Origin of the sequence: Corynebacterium lowii (assembly GCF_001412085.1) — a bacterium.
GTDB lineage: Bacteria > Actinomycetota > Actinomycetes > Mycobacteriales > Mycobacteriaceae > Corynebacterium > Corynebacterium lowii.
Genome location: NZ_LKEV01000001.1, coordinates 46,498 through 67,899, shown reverse-complemented (window position 1 = coordinate 67,899; position 21,402 = coordinate 46,498). Strand labels below are relative to the sequence as shown.

Here is a 21,402-nt window from a genome sequence, read left to right as displayed (position 1 = left end):
AGGAAACTGACACGGCCCTGTGGCCGGGATGTAATTAGTTCTTAATCTCCGGGCGCTTCGGGCGAGCAAGCGCGCGCTTGCGCCCCAGGCGGAATAATATCCAGGCCGCGAGGAGACCGGCGAGGCCCGCGAGCAGCGTTGAGGTGCCCACCAGGCCCGCCCGCGTGTGCACTGCAATGTGCACGGGGGCGGAGATGGTGGAGCCATCGGAGGAGGCCAGCCACAGATCCATGTGGGCCTGCTCGTCCCTATCCTCAATATCCGCCGTCATCTGCACGGTGATGGAACCGCGGGCGGGAATACGCAGGTGCGTGGGAGTGCTAATCGTGGCCTCCTGCTGCGCGTGATAGCGCATGGTGGCATCCACCGGAAGGGGCAAACCATTCTTTGCCACGATGAGTAGCGGGGAGGAATCCGAGGTGCGCGTGTACACATTGCCGGGCGGAAGCAGGGCCACGGAACCGCGTAGATCCTGAAGAATCTCGCGGTTGCCATTGAGGCGCCGGGAAGAATCCTCCACGGCGGAATCGAAACTGTGCATTCCGCGGCGGCGCGTGGTGGACAAGGCCGTGAGGAGATCCTGACGCAACGGGGCGGTGAAGCCATAACGGCTCAGCGCAATGCTGGGATCATTCACCATGAGGCCGGTGAGATCATCGGTGTAGTTCGCCTGCTGCATGGTGCGCAGCACCTCGGTATCGCTATACACCGCGGGATCGAGGAAAGGCGCACCCAGGCGGGGCGTTGAGGGCACTTCTGCCACCTGAGCGATAGCGGCGAGATCGCTTTCCTGCCGCTGCTCGGGGCTGAGGTAGCCGTTGAGGTTCAAGGGCGTGGCGCGCTGTTCCTCCAGAGCGGCCTGGGTCTCCTCCAACAACATTGCCCCGGTATCGGCGCTCAAGGTGGCGGGCGGGGCAATCAACATGGGCTGCTGGTCCTGATGGGCCTTGTCCAGGGAACGCCGCACGGCCGAAGCCGCCGTGAGTTGCCGCGCCACCGGGGAATCCAGGGTGGGATCAAAGCGCCCCTCCGGATTGGAATACCCCATCGTGGCGGGGTCGTCCCCCGTGGCGGCCAGCGTGGCGGCCAGCGAGGCCGGGTAGGTGATCGCCCGGATATTGGCGCCAATCTGGGCAAAGCGATCCACCTTGGGCACCGACCACACGGTGTTATCGGCCACCAGGACGGACACGGGATGCTGGGGCGCTTGGGGGTAGATGGAGCCGGTGGCGTCGGGAAGCGAAGGCGAATCCAGGGTGGAATCAGCGCTGCCGAGGTCCCGAGTATTTTCCTGGGAACCCGCAGAGGCGGCGCTTTCCCACTCCTGGGAGAGCGCCGTGCTCTCCTGCCCTGCCCAGCCCAGGGCGGGCACTGTGGCCTCGGAAACATAACCGGAACCGGGCACCACGACGCCGCGCTGAGGCGTCACGCCGATGGTCTCCGCAATGACCTCCTGGCCGCGTTGAAGGGCCTCGCGCATGAGCCACGGGTTCGCGGTACGCTGCACGGCGTCGAGATCCGCATTGGCCCACGGCAGGCTCACCACGCAGTGATTCGCCGCCACGCCACGCAGACGCTCCAACCAGGACTGAGCCGCCTGCACCCCGGAACCGGGGGTGGCCTCGGCATCCTCGGAAGAGGATTGCCAACTATCGCGCAGGCGGCGCGTGGGCTCACTGAGGCTCCGGCGCTGGGGGCTTACCGTGTACCCCTCCCCCATGCGCGCAACGGTGCTCAACAGCGCGGGATCGAGAGCCAGGCAGGAGGACTGAGCCACCTGGGAGGAGGCCAGCGCCTTCTCATAGGCACCCAAGAGCATGTGGAGGCGGCCCCCCGCGGCCAGGGAATGAGCCAGGGAATCCTCGCTGAGGATGAGGGGGGCGGATTCCGGGGCCTCCCCGGTTTCCCCCGGCACGATGTGCGTGGGCTCGGAAAGGGGGTAGAGCAGCGAGAGGCCCGGTGGGGTTTCTTCTGTTTCTGTTGTGTTCTGCTCGCCGTCTTGCTGGGTGCTCTGTTGCTCGTCTTGCTCGCTGCTTTGCTGTTCGTCCTGCTGCTCGTTTTGTGCGCGGGCCTCCTCTCCCTCGCCCACGTCCACGGCAAAGCGCTCGGTATCCAATTCTCGTACGGTGCCCTCCGCAGCGCCGGTGCCTCCCGCAGTGTTGTCTCCCGCAGTGTTGCCGGACGCCGTTGCACCGCTGGTTCCCGCTGTGCTGCTGGCCCCCGTCACGCCCGTGACCGCCACCAGCATGGGGTAGGTGGAACCAGCCTCCAGGGCCAGGGTCTCGGCGGATTGCTCCGCGGTGCTCGTGGCGGCGCGCAGCTCCACCACCCGCTCCTCCCCTGGCCCGAGGGGATCGCCCAACAACAGCGGACTACCCCCCTGCGTATAAGCAGTGGAATCCTGCGCGAGGGCCTGCCGCAGAGCGGCCACGGTGGGCACGGCCTGCCCCCGGCGGAGGCTCACGGCGAGTTCTTCCACGGGCTCGGAAGAAACATTGCGCAGCCGCAGGCTCAGGCTCAACTCGTGGCCCGGCGCGAGATGCGCCTGCTTCCCCCCATTGATGTCCAGCAACTCCACCGTGACCGGACTCTCTTCCTCCCCCGCGCGCACCGCGGGATTCACCCAGGCGTCCTTGGAATCCTCCGCCGTGGGCGAAAGCGGCAGGACGTCGGCCTGCGCGGGCAGTCCCACACCCAGCGTTGTGCCCAGCGCCAGAGTGCTAACGACGGCCGCCAGGCTCAGCGGGCGCAGCAGCGCGCGGCGGGAGAAAGGCCCCGGGAAGGTCATCGAGGGGTGTGCCTTCCTGCCTGGTGCTCCGCGCGGGCGAGATCCGGGAGAATATCGTGCGCGACCCTGGCGAGCTTGCGCTCATCGGCATAGGCGAGGTGTTCGATGAGTTGGTGCACCGGAATCCAGGACACCTCCGTGACCTCGGGGTCCTCATCATTGAGGTAGCCGTCCACATAACGCAGCAGGTGGTGATGCACGGTTTTGTGAATCCGCACCCCCTCGGAAACGAACCAATAATCAATCACGCCGAGCTCCGCAAAGACCTCGCCGCTGATGCCGGTTTCCTCCCACACCTCGCGCTGCGCGGTGGAGCGGTGATCCTCCCCCGGTTCCACGTGGCCCTTGGGCATGGACCACAGCAGGCGGCCCCGGCGATCCAAGCGACCGATGAGAGCCACGTACAGGCGGGAAAGATCCACGCTGCCATCGGGGCGCACGGACTCCGCCAGGCCGGATACCACGAGGCCTCCCGCCGAGGTCTCGCGCCGGGTATCGAAGTGCGAGGGAGCGGGGCCGCGCCGGGAAGAGGAGTACCCCCGGTGGCCGCCGCGCCCACCGCGAGCTGAGGAACGGCGCTTGGAGGCACAATTTTTATTGCCGCGCCGCTGGCCGGAGCGCTGCGTATTCCTGCTCCCGCCGTTGCTGCCTTGGTTGCGGTTCCCCTGGCGGCGTCGCTTCCGGCGGTTGCCCGTATGGCCGCTGGACTGCGGGTTTTCTTCCCCCGTGGATTCCGCGTGCGACGGCGCGTTGCCGTTATCGCTGGCCTGATTATTGCGGCTTTGATTATGGTTGCCCTGACCATTGCGGCCGCGCCCACCCCGGCGGCGTCGCTTGCGGCGATGACCAGACTGATTGCCGGACGTTCCCGACGCGCCAGAACCGCCAGGCGTACCGGAGCCACCGGCCTGGCTTGCGCGTTCGTCCCTTTCCTTCATTACCTAGATGGTATCCGCTTAGCGCTGGCGGCGGTATTCCGCGAGGTGGGTTTGAGCGAGGAAGGTAGGATAATGCGGGTGAAACACCAGGAACACCAGGAAACCCAGGCAGAACTCTCCGAGGCAGAGATGCTGGTGCGCGCCCAGCACGCGGTGAGCACACTCAGCCCGGTGCTCAGCGACCTCGTGGTGGCCTTTGCCCAGCGCGGGGAATCGCTCTACCTGGTGGGTGGCTCCGTGCGCGATGCGCTGCTTAACCGACTGGGCCACGACCTTGACTTCACCACCTCGGCGCGCCCGGAGACGATCAAGGAGATTCTGGAGGGCTACGCCCCCGCCGTATGGGATACCGGGATTGAGTTCGGTACGGTCTCGGCGGAAAAGGCCGGGCAGCAAATAGAGATCACCACCTTTCGCTCTGATTCCTATGATGGAATCTCGCGCAACCCCGAGGTGCGCTTTGGGGACACCTTAGAGGGCGACCTCGTGCGCCGGGACTTTACGTTGAATGCGATGGCGGTGGAGCTTTTTCCGGGTGCTGGTGCTGCTTCTGCTACCGGTGCGGTGGAGGGCCGCTTCCACGACCCCATGAACGGCCTGGCCGCCCTGCGCGCCGGAATCCTCGATACTCCGGCGGCCCCGGAACAATCCTTCTCCGACGATCCCCTAAGAATGCTGCGCGCCGCGCGCTTCGTCTCCCAACTGGGTGTGGGTCTGGCTGAGCGCGTGGAGGCCGCCATGCGCAGCATGGCCGGAGAGATTCGCCGCATCACTGCCGAGCGGGTGCGCACCGAACTGGACAAACTCATGGCCGGCGCCTACCCGGAGGAGGGTTGGGAGATCCTGGTGCGCACCGGCATCGCGGAGATCATTTTCCCCGAGGTGGCCGGCCTGCACCTCACCCCCGACGAACACATGCAGCACAAGGACGTCTACGCCCACTCCATGACGGTGCTGCGCCAGGCCATCGACCAGGAGGACCCCGCCGAGGGGCCCGACCTGGTGCTGCGCTGGGCGGCTTTGCTTCACGACGTCGGAAAGCCCGCCACCCGTGCCGCCAAGCCGGGCGGTGGGGTGACCTTCCACCATCACGAGGTGGTGGGCGCGAAGATGGTGCGCAAGCGCATGCGGGCGCTGAAGTACTCCAAGCAGATGGTGAGCGATGTGGGACAACTGGTGTTCCTGCACATGCGCTTCCACGGCTTTAGCGAGGGGCAGTGGACGGATTCCGCGGTGCGGCGCTATGTGACCGACGCCGGTGACCTCCTCCCCCGGCTGCATAAGTTGGTGCGGGCCGATTGCACCACCCGGAATAAAAAGAAGGCGGCGCGCCTGCGTGCCCACTACGATCACCTGGAAGAGCGCATCGAGGAGATCCAGGCCAAGGAGGATTTGGCGCGGGTGCGCCCTGATCTGGACGGCAACGAGATCATGGAGATTCTGGGGCTGCGTCCCGGCCCCGAGGTGGGGCGCGCCTGGGGATACCTCAAAGAGCTGCGTTTGGAGCGCGGGCCGATGGAGCGTGAGGAGGCCATTGCCGCTTTGCGGGAGTGGTGGGCCGAGGAGAAAGCCGAAGGATAGGTTGAGAGGAAGATTGCGGTGGCTGAGGAATACTACGCGGACAGGCTTTTTAATGCTCTAGAGCGCAACGATCCCGCTCCGGGCATGCTGCTGGTGGCGGCTCCGGGAATGGAATCGGCGGACTTTGCGCGTTCGGTGATTCTGGTGATTGAGAACAACGAGAGGCTGACCTTTGGGGTGAACCTGGCCTCCCGCAGCGACCTGGCGGTGTACAACGTGATGCCCGAATGGGTGAACGTGGTGGCTAAGCCCCAGGCGTTGTACATCGGCGGTCCGCTGCAACAGCAGTCCGTGGTGGGCGTGGGGGTGCCCGCGCAGGGCGTGGAGCTTGAGGGGCATCCGGCCTTGAATCGCTTGGCTAATCGCCTGGCGATGGTGGACCTGCGGGCTGAACCGGAGGAACTGAGCGAGGACCTAGAGGGCATGAGGCTCTTTGCCGGTTATGCCGAGTGGGGGCCGGGCCAACTGGCCGAGGAGATTGAGCGCGGGGATTGGTACGTGGCCCCGGCGCTGCCCTCCGATGTGGTTGCTCCCGGGCGCTCCGATCTGTGGGCGGAGGTCATGCGTCGTCAACCCATGCCGCTGCCGCTCTTTTCCACCTACCCCATCGACCCAGGAGAGAACTAATGGGTGGCGGGAGGCGCCATGTTTCACGTGAAACATGGCAGGAAATACGCTCAGGCATAGCCGATACCTGGACGGTGGGTCTGGGCCTCATTCCACTGGGCCTGGCCTTTGGCATGCTCATGGTGCAATCCGGTTATGCCTGGTGGTGGACGCCGATCTTCTCCATCGTGATCTATGCGGGCTCGATGGAGTTCCTGGCCATCAGCCTGGTGGGCGCCGGAATCGGCCCCTTCTCCGCCGCGGTGACCGGCTTCATGGTGAACTTCCGCCACCTCTTTTACGGCCTCACCTTCCCCCGCGAGGCCATACGCTCCAAGGCCGGGCAGGCCTATTCCACCTACGCACTCACCGATGAATCCTATGCCGTGGCCTCCGCCCACCCGCCGGGCTCGCTGAGTGGGGCGCGAGTGCTCACGATTCAGGTGTTCTGCCAATTGCTTTGGGTTATACCTGGAATCCTCGGCGTGCTGCTCGGGCAGATCATCCCCCCGAATATTCAGGGCATGGATTACGCGCTCACCGCCCTCTTTATCGTCCTCGCCTGGGAATCATTCCAGAACAACAAGGATTTTTCTCTTCCCTTGATCTCCGGTGCCCTGGCGATCCTGGCGGCCTTCATCGCTCCCGGGCAGCTGCTCATGGTGGCCCTGCTGCTCTACTTCCTCATTCTGATCCTGCGCTTCCGCTGGGACGAGGACCGCGCCGTGAGGAGGCAGCCATGAACGCCGGACTGCCCGAGGGCGTGAGCTTAGCGACGGTCGCGGCGGTGCTTGTACCCGTGGCCATCGTGACGGTGCTGCTGCGCCAATTCCCCTATAGCGCTAAGAAACTCATGCGAAACAACCGCTTTGTGGGCACCCTCGGGCTGACTATGCCCGTGGGGGTGATGGTGGTGCTGGTGGTGTACACCATCGCGGGGCAAACGCAGGCCCCCGGCGGTCTGCTGGCCTCCGGGATTGCGGGGGCGGCCACGTTGGGGCTGCACGCTTGGAGGAGGCAGGCGGGGCTCTCCATCCTGGGTGGCACCGCGATCTATATGGTTCTGGTGAACGCGGTGTTTTAGGGGGCTGTGCTGGGGGTGTAGCGAGGTGTTGAGCGCGGCGTCGGGGGTTAAGTGTTGAGCCCAGGGAAGGCCGCCACGGCCCGCTGCCACAGGGCCTGAAACTCCTCCGCGCTGAGGGGTTCGGAGGAAATATCGGGGAAATTGCCGTAGGTATCGGGGTGGGGCACGATCTCCTGCGGAGGGGCCTCCATGCCGTAGTGCCGCCCCCCGGCGGCCGCCCCCACGGGGTTACCCGAGGGATCAACCTCCACAATGCGAATCATGCGGCACTGCTCCGGGCCGAGGGGAAGCAACTCAGCCACGTGCACGGCGGTGCCAGCGCCGGGGATATTCAAGGTGGTGCGGATAAATAAGGGGGAACTCATTGGCGCTATTTTAGCGCGGCTGCTGCTCTTCTTCTGCGGCTTATGAGGTTCCTTCGGTGCCCTGGCGGGCATAGCGGGAGGCCAACCAGGAGCACATCATCAACTGCACCTGATGGAAGATCATCAGCGGCAGGATAAGCAACCCCAGGCTCGCTCCCCCAAAGATCACCGAGGCCATCGGCAAGCCCGAGGCCAGAGACTTCTTGGTGCCGCAGAACTGCACCGCCAGCACGTCCCCGTGATCGAAACCCAGGCGCTGCGCACTGAACTTGGTGAGCCAGAGCATGAAGGCCACCAGGGTGATGGAAAGCAGAATGAGAAAGATGATTTCCGGCGCCGAGGTGGATTGCCAGATTCCCTCGACCATGCCGGCGGAAAAGGCGGAATAAACCACCATCGTGATGGAACCGCGGTCCACGATCTTGGTGGCCTTATGGGCGGCAAAACCCTTCACCCAGCGGTGCGCTATCTGCCCCAGAATGAAGGGAAGGAGCAATTGCAGGGCGATGTCCAGGAACACGGAGGCGTCGATATGCAACCCAGAGCCGGAATCCATGAGGGCGAGCACCAGCAGCGGGGTGAGGAAAACCCCGGCGAGGTTACTCGCGGAGGCCGCCACGATGGCCCCGGCCACGTTGCCGCGGGCAAGGGAGGTGAAAGCCACGGAGGATTGCACCGTGGAGGGCACCAGGGTGAGGTAGAGAATACCGAGGTACAGATCCTGCGGGAGAAAGAGAGTGAGCGGGCGCAGGGCCAGGCCAATGATGGGGAATACCACGAAAGTAAAGCACAGAATCAGCAGGTGCAGCCGCCAATTTTGCAAGCCGCGCAGCGCCTCCCTGGTGGAAAGGCGCGCCCCGTAGAGGAAGAATAAAACGGCAATGGCCACCGAAGTGGCCGTGGAAAAGTGCTCCGCAAAGGCACCCCGGGCGGGGGCCACGATGGCCACCACCACGGCCGTGAGGATGAGGAAAATAAGGGGATCTTGGCGTTTGAGCAGATTCACCCTGGAGATTTTAGAGGCTCACGCGCAGATTTGTTCCGTTTTCCTCCACCGTGCCCTCTGTGAGGGGCGAGCGAGCGGGGCCGTCCACCACGGAGCCGTCGGCAAGCGAAAACACGGAGTTATGGGCCGGGCAGCGCACCGTCTCCCCCTCCACCTCGGTGATCTTGCTGCTCTGGTGCGGGCAGGTGGTGGAATACACGCGGTACTGCCCTTCCTCTGGCTGGGCGATGATGAAGTCACCGACGATGGTGGCGCTGCCCACCGGGACGTCGGAAGCCGCCACCTCCTCCGTGGGGCCGGAACCACAGGCGGCGAGCACCGCTCCGGCGAAGGTGGTGGCGCTGCCCACGAGGAAGAGGCGGCGGCTACAGGAGGGAAGCGATTTTTCAGCCATACCCCTAGTATGCGCCGCACAAGCGTGTGGGAAAAGCAAGCGGAACCTAAGTGAGGTTACGTCACAGTGTTGCCTTTTTCATCGCCCGCACGTACTCCCCCAGCTCCGCGCGCAACGCCTCCGGGTCCCCCACCTTGGAGGCCGGCACCCCGTGCTCAGAGTGAGAGGGACGCTCGGGATCGGGCACACAATGCTTTTCGACGATCCTCGTAATCGCGGAGCCAGTAATGGCACCGGCAGCCCCGGCCTGAATCGCGGCCCGCACATGCTCCGGCTGGGAGATGCCGAAACCGAGAAGAATGGGGGCACCATCGAAACGAGCGACGTGCTCCACGGCCTCCCGCAGCCCCGTGGTTTGAGACTGCTTCTCCGTCCCTGTCACCCCATCGCGGGACACGGCGTAGATGTACCCGCGGGAGTGGGTGGCCACGGCCTCCAAAACCTCCTCGGAGGCCTGGGCCGGGGCGATGAACACGGGGTCGATCCCCGCGCGCTCGGCGGCCGCGATGAAGGGGGCACCCTCGCGCACGGGAATATCGGGGAGCAAAATCGCGTCCGCCCCGGCCTCGGCAAACTCCTGATAGAAGGTGTCCAGGCCCCGAGCAAAGGGAACGTTGCCGTAAACCAACATGCCCAGGGGCAGGCGGGGAAACTCCGCACGAATGGCACGAATCTGCTCCAAGGCCTCGGTCAGACCCACTCCTCCGGCCAAGGCGCGGACGTGAGAGGCCTGAATGGTGGGGCCATCGGCCACCGGATCGGAAAAGGGAACGCCGAGTTCCAGGGCGTCGGCACCGGCGGCCACGAGGGTGCGCACGATGGCGAGAGAATCTTTGGGAGAAGGATCGCCCAGCATGAGGAAGGGAACGAAGGCCCCTTCATCGTGAAGGCGGGAGAAGAGGGTATCAAAGCGGCTCATCGGTTTTCCTCCAAGACGAGTTCGGGGTGGGCATCGAGGGTGCGGCGCACGTGGTCTACGTCCTTATCACCGCGCCCGGAAAGAGAAACCAGGATGGTGAGATCCTTACCCTCCTCCTGGGCGGTGCGGGCGCGCTTGAGGGCATAGGCGAAGGCGTGGGAGGATTCCAGGGCCGGGATAATACCCTCCCGGCGGGCCAGAATCTGGAAGGCCTCTAGGGCCTCGGCATCGGTGATACCCACGTATTGAGCGCGGCCGGTGGCGGAAAGGTGGGCATGCTCCGGGCCCACGCCGGGATAATCCAGGCCCGCGGAGATGGAATAGGACTCCTCCACCTGGCCCTCCGCGGTACGCATGAGGTAAGAACGCGCGCCGTGAAGGATACCCACTTGGCCGTTATTGATGGTGGCGCCGTGGCGGCCGGAATCAAGGCCCTCGCCGCCCGGTTCCGCGCCGACTAACTCCACGGAGGGCTCATCAATGAACTCCGCAAACATGCCGATGGCATTGGAACCACCACCCACGCAGGCCACCACCACATCGGGCAATCCGCCGGTGCGCTCCACGATCTGCTCCTTGGCCTCCTGGGAAATGACGCGGTGAAACTCCTTGACGATGGTGGGGAAAGGATGCGGTCCGGCCGCGGTGCCCAGGAGGTAATGGGACTCGTGGAAAGTGGCCGTCCAATCGCGCAGGGCCTCATTCACGGCGTCCTTGAGGGTGCCCGAGCCGGTATCCACGGGTACCACGGTGGCTCCGTGGAGCTTCATGCGATAAACGTTGGGTTGCTGACGCTCCACGTCCTTGGTGCCCATATAAATCACGCACTCCATGCCTAGTAGCGCGCAGGCCAGGGCCGTGGCGGTGCCGTGCTGCCCGGCCCCGGTTTCCGCGATAATGCGCTTTTTGCCCATCTTCTTGGCCAGGAGAATCTGGCCGATCACCTGGTTGGTCTTGTGGGCGCCGCCATGCACTAGATCCTCGCGTTTGAGGAAGATGCGGATTGTGGGTTTTTCTGTGGTGGCTGGGGTGCTTGGGCTCCCGGCCTCGGCTGGGCTGTTTGAACTGTTTGCTTCGCTCGGGTCGCTTTTGTCGCCTGTGCCGCTCTGGTCCCCTGCGTCGCTCGCAGCGCCCGCGCCGTTCCCCGATGTTTCACGTGGAACATTGCGGCACTCGGTGAGTGGGGTGGGCCGCCCCAGGTAATCGCGGAGCAGGCCGCGATACTCTTCCATGAAGGCCTCATCGGCCAGGGCATCGACGAAGGCCTGTTCCAGCTGGTCTAGGGCGGGAATGAGGGACTCGGGGACGAACTGGCCGCCGAACTCCCCGAAGTATGCGGGTAGGAGGGGGTGCGAGGAAGTCATAGGTTATCCCTTCTGAGGTTGCTGCTGTGGTTGGTAGTCGGCTTGGTGGCTGTAGGAACGGATAAGGCGGAAGGCCTGGGTGATGGCGGCGGCGTCCTTCTCCCCTGCCCAGGCTCCGGCCTGCGGGCCGTATTCCACACCGGAATTGAGGTCCACCCCCAGGCAATCCACGGCGAGGGCCTGAGAAAGATTCTCGGGGTTTAGTCCCCCGGCGAGGAGGGAAAGGCGGCGCACCTCCACCGGGATACGGCTCCAATCGAAGGCATGGCCGGTGCCACCGGAGCCGGAATCGAGGACCAGCCGGTGTACGAGAGATTCTTCGATGAGGGGCACGAGGCCCTGCGCTACCCCTGGTCCCTCCGGGGCGGTCATGGAGACGGCCCGCCAGATCTGTACCTGTTCGCCGCCGTGGGCGTCGAGGTCCGCGCGAATGGAGCGAAGTAGACTCTCCTCCTCTGCGAGGGAACCCTGCAAGGGGGCGTGAACCTGAATGGCGGCCACGGGCAGGCCCTCAATTAGCTCTCCCCACCCGGAGGTGCGCCGGGAGACGGCCACGTAATCTAGGCCGGGCTCGGCTGCGATGATACGAAGCGCGGTTTCACGTGAAACATTGCGGGGCGAGGCTTCCTCGAAGATGAGACCACCATAGAGAGACCCGGCCGCGCGGGCGGCCTGAGTGGCGGAGGGGCGCTGGAGCCCGCAGACTTTGTTATCACCAAAGACCAGGCGTCGCGCCGCGCGGTCAATATCGGGCTGCCCCGTGAGTTGGGACCCCACGAGGAAGGCGTGAGAGTGAGCGCCCAGGTGCGCCACCGTGCGGTGGTCGCGGATACCGGACTCCGACACCACCACCACCTCCGGGGGCAGCAGGGCCGCCAAGCGCTGCGAGCGGGAGAGGTCGATGGAGAGGTCGTGGAGATTGCGGTGGTTGATGCCCACGATGCGGGCCCCCAAGTTCAGGGCGCGGCGCACCTCCTCCTCGTCGATCACCTCGGTGAGTACGTCGAGCCCCAGGCGCTCGGCCTCGGCGGCGAGGGCTCGATAGGTGGCGTCGTCCAGCACGGAGAGCATGAGCAGGATGGCATCTGCGCCAAAGTAGCGGGCGGCGTGCACCTGCACCTCGTCGATGATGAAGTCCTTGCAAAGCACCGGCAGGTGCGTGGTGGCTGCCACCGTGGCCAGGTGGTCGTAATCGCCGCCGAAGCGCTCCGGCTCGCAGAGCACCGAGATGGCCGAGGCGTAGCGGGAGTACACCGAGGCGATCTCGCCCGGCTCGTAGTGCTCCCGGATCATGCCCAGGGAGGGGGAGGAAGATTTGCACTCCATGATGAAGCGGTTGGTGCGGGCGGCAGTCGCGGGCACCTCACCCGGCCCCGTGCCAGCCCTATCCTCAGCCTCCGAGCCCCCCAGCGCGCGATACAGGGAACGCTCGGAGCGCGAAAGATCGCGGGGGTTCACGTGGGCGATGCGGGCGAGAATCTCCTCTAGGTGCCCGCGCCGCGCGGTCACGATTCCCTCTAGAACAGTGGGCAGATTAGCCGGCATAGTTCGCCTCCTCGTGGGTGTGCAACCATTCATTGACGGTGCCCTCGGACATCGTGGAAAGGGCGCGCTCCACGCCCTCGCGGATACTGGCGGCGTGGCCGGATACGTAGAACATCGCTCCGGCCGAGGCCGCCAGGGCCTCCCGGTGCGCAGCGGGGCCGGTGCCCTCAAAAGCCGCGTAGAGGTGCCGGGCGTTCTCCTGGGCATCACCGCCCACGAGGGCGTCGAGGGAGTGTGTGCCCAGGCCCATCTCGGCGGGGGTGAGCGTGTACTCCTCGATCTCCCCGGTGGGGGTGAGTTCCCATACCTGGGTGGGGCCCCACACGGCGATCTCATCGGCCCCGGAGCCGTGCACCACCAGGGCGCGGGTGCGGCCTAACTCCCTAAATACCTCGGCCAGCATGCGCCCCATGCGTGGTTGGGCCACGCCCATGATTTCAAACTCCGGGCGCGCCGGGGAGAGCACGGGGCCCAGGGTGTTGAAGATGGTGGAGATTTTGAGGGCTCGGCGCACCGGTTGCACGTGGGCGATGGCGGGGTGATAGGCCGGGGCGAAGAGGAAGGTGAAGCGGGAGGCCTGGAACTGCCGCACGGCGCGTTCGGGGTCGAGGTCCAGGGGGATGTTCATGGCTTCGAGGACGTCGGCGGAGCCGGAGGCGGAGGAGACGGAGCGGTTACCGCACTTAATCATCGTCACTCCCCCGGCGGCGGCGATGAGCGAGGCCCCGGTGGTGATGTTGATGGTATTCAGACCATCGCCACCTGTTCCGGCGGTATCGGTGATTCCCTTCCCGGTGATGGGAAAGGGCCGCCCGGCAGCGAGGAAGGCACGCGCCGCCCCGAGGAGGTCGGCGCGGGTTTCCCCGCGGGTGCGAATCCCGGTGAGTAGGGCGGCGATATGTACGTCGTCGTACTCCCCCACGGTGAGCGGGGTAAAGACCTCTTGGACCTGCTCGGCCGTGGGGTTGGGGTTATCCAGAAAGGCGGTGAGCGCGCGCAGGGATTCGGGGTTGGTCATGGGTTAATCCTTCCGGGATTCCAAGAGGTGAGCGATGAGGCGGTCCAGCAGAATCGGGCCGCTGGGGCTGAGCACCGATTCCGGGTGGAATTGCAGGCCGATGGCGGGCTGCTCGACGCAGCGGGCGGCCATGACCACTTCCCCGATGCGGGAGGAGGACCACCCCAGGGCCTCCATGCCGTCTGGCACGGTGGTGCAACCCAGGGAGTGATAGCGGGCCACGGGTACGGCATGGCCGGGGTCCTCGGGGTGGTCGGGCTCGGCGTCGATAGTAAGCCCGTGGAAAATCTCGGAGGTGGCGGCGGCCTCGGTGAGGCGCATGACGTCGGTGGTGCCGTGAACCGGCCCGCAGGGCACGACGCTGCCGCCGAAGTGTTCGAGGATCGCCTGGAATCCCAGGCAGATGCCCAGCACGGGAATCTGCTGGTCCAATGCCTGCGCCAGTACCTCCATCATGGCCCCGGCTTGGCGGGGGTGGCCGGGGCCGGGAGAGAGCACGATGAGGTCGGGGCGGGCGGCAAAGACCTCCTCGGGCGCGATGGTATTGCGGAATACCGTGCAGCGGTGCCCGCCGCCGCGCAGAGCATCGACGAGGTTGTATACAAAGGAATCGTGGTTATCTATGAGCACGATGTGGGCGGGGTTCATCGGATCACCTCCAGATTCTTGGCCTGAGCCAGGGCGAGGGCGTGGAGCACGGCATAGGCCTTGTGCAGGGTTTCGTCGGCCTCGGCTTGGGGGTCGGAATCACGCACCACGCCCGCCCCGGCCTGCACCACGGCGGTGCCGTCCTGCACAAAGGCGGAGCGAATCACGATGCAGGTATCCATGTCCCCTCCCCCACGCAGGTATCCCACGGCACCACCGTAGGAGCCTCGCCTTTGCTTTTCGACGCCCCGCAGCAACTCCGTGGCACGCAACTTCGGGGCCCCGGTGAGGGTGCCCATGTTCATGCAGGCGCGGTAAGCATCGAGGGCATCGAGGCCGGGCGCGAGGGTGGCCGTGACTCGGGAAACAAGGTGCATGACGCGGGAGTAGCGATCCACCTGGAGGAGGTCGGCCACGCGGCGGGTGCCCACCTCGGCCACGCGGGCAAGATCATTGCGGGCGAGGTCCACGAGCATGGTGTGCTCGGCCAGTTCCTTGGCGTCGGTACGCATAGCTAGTTCGTTGCGAATATCGAGCTCGTGGTTGATGGAGCCGTCCGGGTTGAGTCCGCGCGGGCGGGTTCCGGCGATGGGATAGAGCTGGAGGCTGCGGTTGGTGGCCTCGAACTTGAGGTTCGATTCCGGGGAGGCGCCGAAGAGTTCGTAGGCGCGGCCATCGAGGGAGACCCCGCGCAGGTAAAACATGTAGGGGCTGGGGTTGGTGGTGCGCAGGTGCCGGTAAGCGGCAAAGGCGTCGGGACACTCAGCGGTGAAGGAACGAGCGGGTACCACCTGGTAGATGTCGCCGTTCTCGATGTTTCCTTTGAGTTCTTCCACCTGGGCGCGGAATTGGGCGTCGGAGGTCTGTGCTTGCACTCGGAGGGTGCCACCGGAGGTTCCTGGAGAGGGGGCATGTTTCACGTGAAACATCTCGATGCGCTGGGCTAGTTCTTCCACTCGGCGGCGCAGGGCCTCCTCCTGCTCCTCCCCCACGGCGATGCCACGCAGGGTGGCGGTGTGCTCGCGGTGGTTAATTTCTAGCACCACCTCGGCCAGATGGAACTGATAATCGGGGTAGGTATTAGCGGAGTCTGCCACGGCGGGCAGATTCTCGAAGGTATCGAGGTAATCAAAGGCCATGCCGCCCAGCAGAAGAGGCAGGCCCTCGGGGTAACCTTGGGCCTCTACGAGGCGGCGCAGTGGCTCCACGGTGCTCGTGGCGGTGAGGCGCTCGGCCTCCTCGGCGGCGTCGGAAAGCGGAAAGCGGAACCCCTCCCCTTCCCGATATTGCGCGAGGGAATCACGGAGGAAGGCGGCGATATTTTCCCCGGAAGGTGTGAGCGCGGTGAGGTGCACGCGCTGCCCCTCGCAGGTGAGCCGCAGGGAGGAATCGAGGACCGCGAGGGAACTAATGCCGGAGCGGGTGGAGATGTCCGCGCTTTCGAGCAGTGCGCCGCCCTCGGTTTCGGTTCCGCCGAGGGCATGGAAGAGCGCGGAGGCGTCCTCGTGATACGTCACTTGACGATCAACAATGTATGGTTCGGTACCTTGAGTCATGTGCTTCATCCTTGGGTGATTTATTGGTTTTGCGGTGAAGCGGGCCCTCATGCCCCCAGATATGCGGAAGGCCCGCTGCTTCCTGGGGGAAGCCCGCGAGCCGGAGGTGATACGTGAGAAGGGCGGCCCGCTAGGAAGCGTGCCACCACCACTGCATAGAGGGAATAATGGTCAACGTCACACCGCTATCCTAGTCAGTGGTATGGGTAATAGGCAAGGGCTTTAGTTATCGGAGGCGCGGGCGGCGCGACGCAGCGCGTCCATGTCCACCGCGGGCTTCGGTCCGCCGGTTTCCGCCTCGATCATACGGCGGGCGTCGATAACTGCCACCGCGTGCGCGGCCTTCCCGGCACCCGCCCCTATCGCCACCAGGGCGATGAGCACCGTGAGCACCGGCAGCAGCCACAGCCAACCCTGCGCGATGAAGGAAAAACAGGCGCCGAAAATCAGCGCGATTCCGCCCAGGGTCCAAAAAGGCCCGGCGATGCGGTGCGCGAGTTCCCACAGGTCCTGGCTCTTGCGCACCTCGGGCACGCGAATCCCCACCACCCCGTTGCCAGGGAGTTTGGCCGCCCACGCGAGGCCACCGATCACGGTGAGGATGAGGCCGAGGACAAGCAGAATCACGCCAAAGATCATGCTGCTCATTCTATGCCTCCACGATCCCCCGCCGCGCGGTTACCCTCGAAGCCATGAACACCCCACTCCCCTCCTTCCGCAACTCCGCCGCCGACTTCCTTCCCCAGGCCCTCGGTGGCATCATCGCCGCCCACCCCGAGGCCCGCTGGGACGAACGCGGCTTCATCGCTCACGACGCCCCGCGCCCCGACCGCCCGCGCGTGGCCGTGATCTCCGGCGGTGGCTCCGGTCACGAACCCCTCCACGCGGGCTTCCTCGGCACCGGCATGCTCAGCGCCGTGTGCCCCGGCCTGCTCTTCACCTCCCCCAACGCCGTGCAAATCACCGAGGCCACCCGCTGGGCCGATCAGGGTGCGGGTGTGCTCCACGTGGTGAAGAACTACACCGGCGACGTGATGAACTTCCGCGTGGCCCGCCAGGCGCTCAGCACCGTGCCCACCCGCGAGGTGCGCGTGGCCGAGGACGTGGCCACCGAGGGAACGGGCGACGGCCCCGGCCGCCGAGGTACCGCCGCCACCATTCTGGTGGAGAAGATAGCCGGAGCCGCTGCCCAGCGCGGCGATACCATCGACGCTGTGGCCGACCTCGCGCAGTGGGTGGCCGATAACTCCCGCAGCATGGCCGTGGCCCTCGCGCCGGGGCACCTGCCCACCACCGGGGAACAGACCTTTAACCTTGGTGAGGGAGAGATGGAGGTGGGCGTGGGTATCCACGGCGAGCGCGGCACCTCCCGCGAACAGGCCGCCCCGGCCGCCGAGATCGTGGAGCGTCTGCTGGGGTCGGTGGCAGATTCCCTCGATCTGCACGAGGGGGAAGAGGTGATTCTGCTGTTCAATGGCCTGGGTGGCACCTCCTCCCTGGAACTGCACCTGCTCCTGGGGGAGGCCCTGAACTGGCTGGCGCAGCGCGGCATCATCGTGCGGCGCAACCTGGTGGGCAACTATGTCACCTCCGTGAACATGGCCGGAGCCTCCCTCACGCTCAGCCGCGCCACCAGCGAGATTATAGACCTTATCGACGCCCCCACCACCGCGCCCGCCTGGCCCCAACGCATCAGTGACAAGGCCCATTGCGAACCCGCCCGGCTGCACGCCGAGGACACCCTGCCCACCGAGGGCGCGGAAAACACCTGGCTCAGTGGTTTTGTGCGCCGCGTTCAGGAGGGCAGCGGACACCTCACCGAACTCGACCGCTTGGCCGGCGACGGAGACTTTGGCACCAATATGGAGGCCGCCTTGGTAGACATCGCCCTCCCCCTGCGCGGCCCCAACCCCGAAGTGCTCGACGGGCTCTCGCGCCGCTTCCTCATTCGCTCCGGTGGAACCTCCGGTGCGGTGCTGGGTACCCTCTTCCGCGAACTCGCCGCTGCCCTACGTGAGGAGGACTCTCCCGCCGGGCTCGCCACGGGGCTTGACCGCGCCTGCGCGGCGATTGCGGAGCTCGGTGGCGCGCAGCGTGGGGACGGGACGCTTCTCGACGCCCTCCTGCCCGCCGCCGAAGCCGTGGCGGGGGTGGTCGGCGGTGTGGCTACTGGCTCTGATGGGGCCGGTGGAGCCAGTGGAAGCGTAAGTGAAGCGGAATGGGAAGAGGCTCTTGCCGCCGCACACCGCGCCGCAGAAGAAGGGGCCGAATCAACGCGGAATATGACCGCGAAGAAGGGGCGGGCCTCCTACGTGGGTGAGGCCTCCAAGGGTGTTATTGATCCTGGGGCTTTGTTGGTGGCGTGGGTGTTTGGGGAGTGATGCTAAGCCGTTAGGAGCTGACCATGCGTTTTTTGCTGTGTGGTGAAGCTCAAAGCATCAGATACCGTGAGCCTACCGTTGGTGGGATTATCCCCTTATGATTTTTGGTTGCGGCGGCGCCGAGCGGCGCGTTCCTCGGCATCGGATTCCGCAAAGCGAAAGGTTAAGCGGGGAGCGTTTTCGAAGTATCGAGCAGGGTCCTCTTGGAGCAAGCGGATTCGATCTTGACGGTGGGCATCAAAAAGTTCGCCCTTTATACGGCTCATCAGTGCACCCCTTCACAGTATGGCGTGTGGTTGAATGGTCTGTTGCCTATCCTAGAAGCTTCCACTTCAATTTTCCACTGTCAGTCACTCCGTATCGCGTGCTGTTGCGATGGGGATTGACTTTGCATTTTCGTCTTTTATGTACGTAAGACATAGGAGAGATGCAAAGTGATTCAGAAGGATTTTCCCGTGGAAATTGTCAATATCCCACGGGTATTCCGAATCGACGGTTAGCAATCTAAATAGTTTATCCCCGGTGCTTACTGGCATGACGGCAAAGCATCCATACTCCAGCGGTTTCCCATTTGTATCTGAAAAATCTGTCGTGTCGGGTTCGTATCTTCCTTGATTGCTTTCCACAGCAATGCGAAGTGACTCATCTTCCAGGGTAAATCTTCGACTCGAATGGTGATTTTGGCGCCCGCCGTGAACAAAAGGGGACGCCTTTAGCTCTATGGGATCGTCACTATGGACCTCGAATAGGTTTGCCCGGACTCCCTCATTCGGGCCAATGCGCTCTCTGACCACTGACATGATCGCTTTTCGTGCGGCCGCGATCTGTTTGTCTCGCTCTTTCTTATCGGAAATGTGGAGTGCGTCGCCAATTCCTTGAGTGCCATCCGTGAGGGTCTTTATGATTGATTCTATGGCGTCTCTTTGGGTTTTGTCCCATTCTTCCTCTAGTGAAAAATTGCGACGGTCTCTAAGATTGTCCAGGATGAAGCATGCAATGATAATTGCGAGAGCGAGCGCAAAGGCTATCCAGTTTTTATTAAAAAAGCTGCTTGCAAGTATTGATGATATAGCTATTGCTGCATTGAGTACTACAGGATTGATGCTTGCTATGTTCCTTGCCCAGGTTGGCTCGGGAAGGACGGGCTCCTTATGTATTTTGTTTGAAAATGGGTACCCCATGATATTAATTTTCATCCCCCGATATGAGTTAATTTTTCTTAGCATCTGCCGGCCTGAGATTCTGTGACAGTTGCTAGGAGAAAATTATACAGAACGATGGATCTCTTGGGGTACCGAGCACGTCGTAAGTGCCCTCCCCCTCCCCCCAAGCAGTTATCCCCCTCCCCCACCGATCTTGTAATCTAACGGTCTACCTGCGGCGTCGATAGTGCGGCGCCGTGCCCGACGTCGATAGTTAGAAAGCGCAGGATCACATGGATTTCAGGCGCATGGCTTCCTCGTTGCTCTTTAGGGTGGTTGTGGCCATCATCTTGGGCATCTCGTGTAGCTTCTTTTTCCCGGAGGCCCTGGCCAGGGTGTTCATCACCTTCAATGGTCTGTTCTCGAACTTCCTGGGCTTCTTCGTCCCGCTGCTGATTTTCGCGCTGATTACCCCGGCCATCGCGGGCCTGGGGCGCGGCGCGGGCAAGTGGTTGGCGATCACCACGGGGGTGGCGTACACCTCCACGGTCTTGTCCGGCTTGCTGGCCTATGGCGTGGCGCGCGGGGTGTATCCCTCGCTGCTGGCCGGAGAGCGCCTGGACACCAACGTTTCCGACATTGAGGCCGGGGCGATTGCTCCGTACTTCACGGTGGAGATGCCGCCGCCCTTGGAACTGATGAGTGCCCTGCTCTTGGCCTTCTGCTTGGGCGTGGCGATGGCCACGATGAAGGCGGATCGCCTGTATAACGCTACCCGCGAGTTGGAGCAGATCGTGATGAAGGTGGTGAGTTCCTTCATTGTTCCGCTGTTGCCGCTGTTCATCTTCGGCATGTTCCTGAACCTGGGTATGAACGGCAATCTGGTGGATACCCTGGTGGCCTTCGGCAAGGTGCTGGTGCTAGCCACGGTGATGACGCTGGTGTACCTGGTGCTGCAATTCTGCCTGGCGGGCGCGCTCACGGGCACGAACCCGCTGCGTGCGCTGCGCACCATGCTCCCGGCCTATGGTACGGCGCTGGGTACGGCCTCCTCGGCGGCCACCATTCCGGTCACGTACCGTGCGGTGCGTAAGAACGGCGTGGCCTCCAATGTGGCGGGCTTTGTGGTGCCGCTGTGCGCCATGATTCACCTGGCGGGCTCGATGATGAAGCTGACGCTTTTCGCCTTCGCCATCGTGTACATGTCGGGCATGGAGGTATCCGTGGGCCTGGCAGTGGGCTTCATCTTCATGCTGGGCATCACGATGATCGCGGCCCCCGGTGTGCCGGGCGGCGGCGTGATGGCGGCGGTGGCGCTGCTGAGCAGCATGTTGGGCTTTAGCGACGACCAGGTGGCCCTGATGATCGCCGCCTACATCGCCATTGATTCCTTTGGTACTGCCGCGAATGTCACGGGCGACGGCGCGATTGCGCTCATCATCAACAAGTTCGCCCGCAACGATCTCCCGGAGGAGGAGAACACGTTGGAGGAGGGCGAGGCGGCCCCGAGTGCGGCTTAAGCGCCAAGCATCAAGCGCCAAGCATCGCCCAGGGCGCAAAAGTGCCCGGGCTGCTATTGGTAGCGCCTACAGGGACACGGCAGTATCCTCCTAGCAGGAGGTTACATGTCCCGTATCAGTCCAAAAATCCGCATTGCCATGTCTCTTGGCAGCTGGGTGTTTATTTTCATTATCATGCTCTTCGTTGCGGACGGTAATTTTTCTCAGGCTCTCTTTTCTCCCTTATCCATGATGATAGGTTTCCTCTCTTTTATTAATATCATGGTAATTATTGTGCAAGAGAAAAATAAGAATGACTCTGCATAGTGGACATCTTTATAGGAGAGCGTACTGAGGAGAGAGGTCAGCCCCAGTACATCATGCTCTCCACCAAAAGAAATGCTCCCCGTAGGTGGACTGAAGCAATCAGCCATTCACTGCGGGGAGCTTTTCTATTCTGAGGAGCCGAACAAGAGTGGAGCCGGGTTATGGTGTACTACCGATACCCAAGTGCAAGCCTCACTCAGGCGCCGTCGATAAGCAAAGTTTGATAAGCCAAAGCGGCAGG

Annotated in this window: 21 protein-coding genes; 7 read left to right on the top strand and 14 right to left on the bottom strand. The window is 63.9% G+C overall.

The genetic code is table 11. The features are described from left to right. Positions 1 to 34 precede the first annotated feature (34 nt). Both Clow_RS00315 and Clow_RS00310 read right to left on the bottom strand, forming a co-directional pair. Positions 35 to 2,788 (bottom strand): hypothetical protein, encoded by a 2,754-nt coding sequence (locus Clow_RS00315; protein ID WP_055174723.1) that lies wholly within the window; start codon positions 2,786 to 2,788, stop codon positions 35 to 37. Continuing rightward, positions 2,785 to 3,726 (bottom strand): NUDIX hydrolase, encoded by a 942-nt coding sequence (locus Clow_RS00310; protein ID WP_055174720.1) that lies wholly within the window; start codon positions 3,724 to 3,726, stop codon positions 2,785 to 2,787. Before Clow_RS00310 ends, Clow_RS00315 begins: the two co-directional genes overlap by 4 nt. Before the next feature lie 72 nt (positions 3,727 to 3,798). Here Clow_RS00310 and Clow_RS00305 point away from each other — a divergent pair, with 72 nt between their 5' ends. From Clow_RS00305 to Clow_RS00290, 4 genes are all read left to right on the top strand, one after another. After that, positions 3,799 to 5,307, top strand: coding sequence for a CCA tRNA nucleotidyltransferase (locus Clow_RS00305; protein WP_055174717.1), 1,509 nt, complete (start codon positions 3,799 to 3,801; stop codon positions 5,305 to 5,307). A gap of 84 nt (positions 5,308 to 5,391) precedes the next feature. Then, positions 5,392 to 5,934 (top strand): YqgE/AlgH family protein, encoded by a 543-nt coding sequence (locus Clow_RS00300; RefSeq protein WP_055176179.1) that lies wholly within the window; start codon positions 5,392 to 5,394, stop codon positions 5,932 to 5,934. Then, complete coding sequence (locus tag Clow_RS00295) at positions 5,934 to 6,656, top strand: AzlC family ABC transporter permease (protein WP_055174714.1); 723 nt, start codon at positions 5,934 to 5,936, stop codon at positions 6,654 to 6,656. Before Clow_RS00300 ends, Clow_RS00295 begins: the two co-directional genes overlap by 1 nt. Next, positions 6,653 to 6,997, top strand: a complete 345-nt coding sequence (locus Clow_RS00290; protein WP_055174711.1) for a branched-chain amino acid transporter permease — start codon at positions 6,653 to 6,655, stop codon at positions 6,995 to 6,997. The genes Clow_RS00295 and Clow_RS00290 overlap by 4 nt, the downstream gene beginning before the upstream one ends. A 47-nt stretch (positions 6,998 to 7,044) precedes the next feature. Here Clow_RS00290 and Clow_RS00285 read toward each other — a convergent pair whose 3' ends face one another. The 10 genes from Clow_RS00285 to Clow_RS00240 form a co-directional block, all read right to left on the bottom strand. Then, positions 7,045 to 7,362, bottom strand: coding sequence for a hypothetical protein (locus tag Clow_RS00285; RefSeq protein ID WP_055174708.1), 318 nt, complete (start codon positions 7,360 to 7,362; stop codon positions 7,045 to 7,047). 40 nt (positions 7,363 to 7,402) lie between these two features. Continuing rightward, positions 7,403 to 8,377: a bile acid:sodium symporter family protein gene (locus tag Clow_RS00280; protein ID WP_370871898.1), complete on the bottom strand. Its 975-nt coding sequence runs from the start codon at positions 8,375 to 8,377 to the stop codon at positions 7,403 to 7,405. A gap of 1 nt (position 8,378) precedes the next feature. After that, entirely contained in the window at positions 8,379 to 8,762 is a 384-nt protein-coding gene (locus tag Clow_RS00275) for a Rieske (2Fe-2S) protein (RefSeq protein WP_055174703.1), read from the bottom strand. 61 nt (positions 8,763 to 8,823) lie between these two features. Next, positions 8,824 to 9,681: a tryptophan synthase subunit alpha gene (trpA, locus tag Clow_RS00270; RefSeq protein WP_055174700.1), complete on the bottom strand. Its 858-nt coding sequence runs from the start codon at positions 9,679 to 9,681 to the stop codon at positions 8,824 to 8,826. Then, positions 9,678 to 11,045, bottom strand: a complete 1,368-nt coding sequence (trpB, locus tag Clow_RS00265) for a tryptophan synthase subunit beta (protein WP_055174697.1) — start codon at positions 11,043 to 11,045, stop codon at positions 9,678 to 9,680. The genes trpA and trpB overlap by 4 nt, the downstream gene beginning before the upstream one ends. 3 nt (positions 11,046 to 11,048) lie before the next feature. Continuing rightward, the gene (trpCF, locus tag Clow_RS00260; RefSeq protein ID WP_055174695.1) at positions 11,049 to 12,590 is read right to left on the bottom strand and encodes a bifunctional indole-3-glycerol-phosphate synthase TrpC/phosphoribosylanthranilate isomerase TrpF; all 1,542 of its coding nucleotides are present in this window, start codon (positions 12,588 to 12,590) and stop codon (positions 11,049 to 11,051) included. Continuing rightward, a complete protein-coding gene (gene trpD, locus Clow_RS00255) occupies positions 12,580 to 13,608 on the bottom strand; it encodes an anthranilate phosphoribosyltransferase (protein WP_055174692.1) in 1,029 nt (342 codons plus the stop codon). Before trpD ends, trpCF begins: the two co-directional genes overlap by 11 nt. Before the next feature lie 3 nt (positions 13,609 to 13,611). Continuing rightward, positions 13,612 to 14,256 (bottom strand): anthranilate synthase component II, encoded by a 645-nt coding sequence (locus tag Clow_RS00250; protein WP_055174689.1) that lies wholly within the window; start codon positions 14,254 to 14,256, stop codon positions 13,612 to 13,614. Next, on the bottom strand, positions 14,253 to 15,812 hold the full coding sequence (locus tag Clow_RS00245; protein ID WP_055174686.1) for an anthranilate synthase component 1: 1,560 nt from the start codon (positions 15,810 to 15,812) through the stop codon (positions 14,253 to 14,255). Before Clow_RS00245 ends, Clow_RS00250 begins: the two co-directional genes overlap by 4 nt. Before the next feature lie 222 nt (positions 15,813 to 16,034). Further along, positions 16,035 to 16,451, bottom strand: a complete 417-nt coding sequence (locus Clow_RS00240; protein WP_055174683.1) for an SdpI family protein — start codon at positions 16,449 to 16,451, stop codon at positions 16,035 to 16,037. Positions 16,452 to 16,504: 53 nt separating this feature from the next. Here Clow_RS00240 and Clow_RS00235 point away from each other — a divergent pair, with 53 nt between their 5' ends. After that, positions 16,505 to 18,193: a dihydroxyacetone kinase family protein gene (locus Clow_RS00235; RefSeq protein ID WP_055174679.1), complete on the top strand. Its 1,689-nt coding sequence runs from the start codon at positions 16,505 to 16,507 to the stop codon at positions 18,191 to 18,193. Positions 18,194 to 18,288: 95 nt separating this feature from the next. Here Clow_RS00235 and Clow_RS11875 read toward each other — a convergent pair whose 3' ends face one another. Continuing rightward, positions 18,289 to 18,459: a hypothetical protein gene (locus Clow_RS11875; RefSeq protein WP_169786552.1), complete on the bottom strand. Its 171-nt coding sequence runs from the start codon at positions 18,457 to 18,459 to the stop codon at positions 18,289 to 18,291. Between the two features lie 84 nt (positions 18,460 to 18,543). Continuing rightward, positions 18,544 to 19,389: a hypothetical protein gene (locus Clow_RS11570; RefSeq protein ID WP_156334485.1), complete on the bottom strand. Its 846-nt coding sequence runs from the start codon at positions 19,387 to 19,389 to the stop codon at positions 18,544 to 18,546. Positions 19,390 to 19,628: 239 nt separating this feature from the next. Here Clow_RS11570 and Clow_RS00225 point away from each other — a divergent pair, with 239 nt between their 5' ends. After that, positions 19,629 to 20,855 (top strand): dicarboxylate/amino acid:cation symporter, encoded by a 1,227-nt coding sequence (locus tag Clow_RS00225; RefSeq protein WP_055174671.1) that lies wholly within the window; start codon positions 19,629 to 19,631, stop codon positions 20,853 to 20,855. A gap of 105 nt (positions 20,856 to 20,960) precedes the next feature. Then, positions 20,961 to 21,161 carry a hypothetical protein gene (locus Clow_RS00220; protein ID WP_055174667.1) on the top strand — a complete coding sequence of 67 codons (201 nt, stop codon included), beginning with the start codon at positions 20,961 to 20,963 and terminating at the stop codon, positions 21,159 to 21,161. Positions 21,162 to 21,402: the final 241 nt, after the last annotated feature.